This is a genomic window from Sandarakinorhabdus oryzae (assembly GCF_009733735.1).
GTDB lineage: Bacteria > Pseudomonadota > Alphaproteobacteria > Sphingomonadales > Sphingomonadaceae > Sandarakinorhabdus > Sandarakinorhabdus oryzae.
This window is the reverse complement of the sequence record NZ_WNJP01000274.1, coordinates 1-2,369: the sequence shown is the minus strand read 5'-3', so window position 1 is coordinate 2,369 and position 2,369 is coordinate 1. Positions and strand designations below refer to the sequence as shown.

Below are 2,369 nucleotides of genomic sequence, written 5' to 3'. Positions count from 1 at the left end.
CACCACCGCCGCCACCCCAGCCGGAACCGCCGCCACCGCTCCAGTTGCCGCCAATGCCAGGGCCCCAGATGATGACCGGGCCGCTGCGCCGGCCGCGCGCGCCGCGCCGCGAGGCGATGATCACCCAGACGATGATGATGATCAGCCAGACCAGCGCGCCCCAGCCGGGGCCATCATCCTGGCCCGCGGTGTCGGCCTTGGCCTGGGCGGCAAAGGCGGCCTGCTGGTCGGGTGGCAGCTGCAGCAGTGCGATCAGCTGGTCGGCGCCGGCTTCGATGCCGCCGGCCATGTCGCCGGCCTTGAAGCGCGGCACGATCACCTGGCGAATGATGCGGCTGGAGACGGCATCGGTGAGCACGCCTTCCAGGCCATAGCCAACCTCGATGCGCAACTTGCGCTGCGCCGGCGCCACCAGCAGGATGGCGCCATTGTTGGTGCCTTTCTGGCCGATGCCCCAGGCCCGGCCGAGCTGATAGCCATAGTCGTCGATCTCATAGCCCTGGAGATCGGGCACAGTCGCCACCACCAGCTGGGTGCCGGTCGTATCCTCCAGCGCCTTCAGCTTTGCCTCCAGCGCCGCCACCCGGTCGGCCGGCAACACCCCGGCCGCATCGGTGACGCGGCCGGTGAGTTTCGGGAAAACGGGCTCGGCCGCCGCTGGCAGCGCCATGAGCAGGGCCCACAGCGCTGCCAGCAACACCATCAGGGCCGGCAGGTTGTTCCGGCGCAACGCCGTCATTGGTCGTGCTCCCCGAACGGGGGTTTCAGAACTTCACCTCGGGCGCCTTGTCGGCATTCACGGTCGTGGCCTTGAACGGCGCAATCGGCTGCGCGCCATAGACCACCTTGGCGGTGATCAGCGTCGGGAAGGTGCGGATCTCGGTGTTATAGTCCTGCACGGCCAGGTTGTAGTCGCGCCGGGCCACCGCGATGCGGTTCTCGGTGCCTTCCAGCTGGCTCTGCAGCTGCAGGAATTGTTCGTTGGACTTCAGGTCCGGATATTTCTCCACCGTCACCAGCAGCCGGCCGAGCGACTGGCTGAGCGCGCCCTGCGCCTGCTCGAACTGCGCCAGCTGGGCCGGGTCGGACAGCTTGGTCGGATCCACCGTCACCTGCGTGGCGCTGGCGCGGGCCTTGGTCACGCTTTCCAGCACGTCCTTTTCCTGGGCGGCATAGCCCTTCACGGTGGCAACGAGGTTGGGGATCAGGTCAGCGCGGCGCTGATACTGGTTCTCGACGTCGGCCCACTTGGCCTTCACCGCCTCTTCCTTGGCCGGAATCGTGTTGACGCCGCACCCCGACAGCAGCAGCGCCGTGCCGGCCAGAGCCGCCAGTGCAGCGGGACGACGAAGGGCGTTGGTCATGGAAAAAGTCTCCAATGGCAGCGGCTTGCGCAGGCCGCGGATTGTGTCAGACTATTGGTGGCGATTGCGCATTGCCTGACCCAAGATAGTGCGCGCTGACGGATTTCAACAGGGGGGATACCATGTTGCAGGAATTCAAGGCCTTCATTGCCCGCGGCAATGTGCTCGATCTGGCCGTGGCGGTGATCATCGGCGCGGCGTTCGGCGCGGTTGTCACCAGCTTCACCGAGGACATGGTGATGCCGATCATCGGCCTGGTGTCGGGCGGCGCCGACTTCACCAGCCTGTTCGTCGTGCTCGGCGACATCCCGGCCGATTACAAGGGCAGCCCCACCGATTATGACGCCCTGAAGAAAGCCGGTGTCGCCCTGTTCGGCTATGGCAAGTTCATCACCGCCTTCATCAACTTCGTCATCATCGCCTTTGTCATCTTCCTGATGGTGAAGGCCGCCAACAAGGCGATGGCGCCCAAGGCCGCCGAGCCGGCGCCGCCAGCCGAGCCGCCCGGGCCAACGCCGAGCGAAGCCCTGCTCGCCGAAATCCGCGACGAACTGCGGAAAGGCCGCGGTTGATCAACAGCCTCGCCGGGCTGCTGGATCTTGTGCCCCTCGCCGCCATTCCGGCGGTGCTGGTCATCTTCTTCTTCCTGTCTGCGGAGACCGGCTTTGCCTGCCACCGGCGCTTTGGCGGCGGCCAGGGCGCCGCCGAGGACGAAGCCCAGGTGCTATCCACGGCCCTGCTGGTACTGGCGCTGCTGCTCGGCTTCACCTTCTCGATGGCGCTCGACCGCTATGACGAGCGCCGCCAGCTGGTGGTGCAGGAAGCCAACGACATCGGCACCGCCTGGCTGCGCGCCGGGCTGATGCCGGCGCCGCACGGGCCCGCGCTGCAAGCCGTGCTGGCCGATTATGCCCGGGTGCGGGTGACCAGCCCGCTGCCTTCGGAAACCGCCAAGCTGGCGCGCGCCGCGGCCTTGCGCAACCGGGTGTGGGCGCTCACCGCCAG

General features: G+C 67.4%; 3 protein-coding genes and 1 pseudogene. 2 read left to right on the top strand and 2 right to left on the bottom strand.

Annotated features, from left to right (window positions below; all coding sequences use genetic code 11):
• Together GJ693_RS15495 and GJ693_RS15490 are read right to left on the bottom strand one after the other, a co-directional pair.
• Positions 1 to 739 (bottom strand): TPM domain-containing protein (locus tag GJ693_RS15495; RefSeq protein ID WP_156257142.1); only part of this gene is annotated, 739 nt, incomplete at its 3' end.
• A gap of 25 nt (positions 740 to 764) precedes the next feature.
• The gene (locus GJ693_RS15490; RefSeq protein WP_197042266.1) at positions 765 to 1,364 is read right to left on the bottom strand and encodes a LemA family protein; all 600 of its coding nucleotides are present in this window, start codon (positions 1,362 to 1,364) and stop codon (positions 765 to 767) included.
• A 122-nt stretch (positions 1,365 to 1,486) separates the two neighbouring features.
• Between GJ693_RS15490 and mscL the strand changes: the two genes are divergently transcribed.
• Positions 1,487 to 1,936 (top strand): large conductance mechanosensitive channel protein MscL, encoded by a 450-nt coding sequence (gene mscL / locus GJ693_RS15485; protein ID WP_156257140.1) that lies wholly within the window; start codon positions 1,487 to 1,489, stop codon positions 1,934 to 1,936.
• Positions 1,933 to 2,369: pseudogene (locus GJ693_RS15480) on the top strand (hypothetical protein); the annotation flags it as partial. The gene mscL and the pseudogene GJ693_RS15480, both read left to right, overlap by 4 nt.

What these genes read in the sequence shown, in the direction of transcription:
- GJ693_RS15490 (WP_197042266.1), bottom strand. Translation starts at nt 1,364, where the DNA reads ATGACCAACGCCCTTCGTCGTCCCGCTGCACTGGCGGCTCTGGCCGGC.
- mscL (WP_156257140.1), top strand. Translation starts at nt 1,487, where the DNA reads ATGTTGCAGGAATTCAAGGCCTTCATTGCCCGCGGCAATGTGCTCGAT.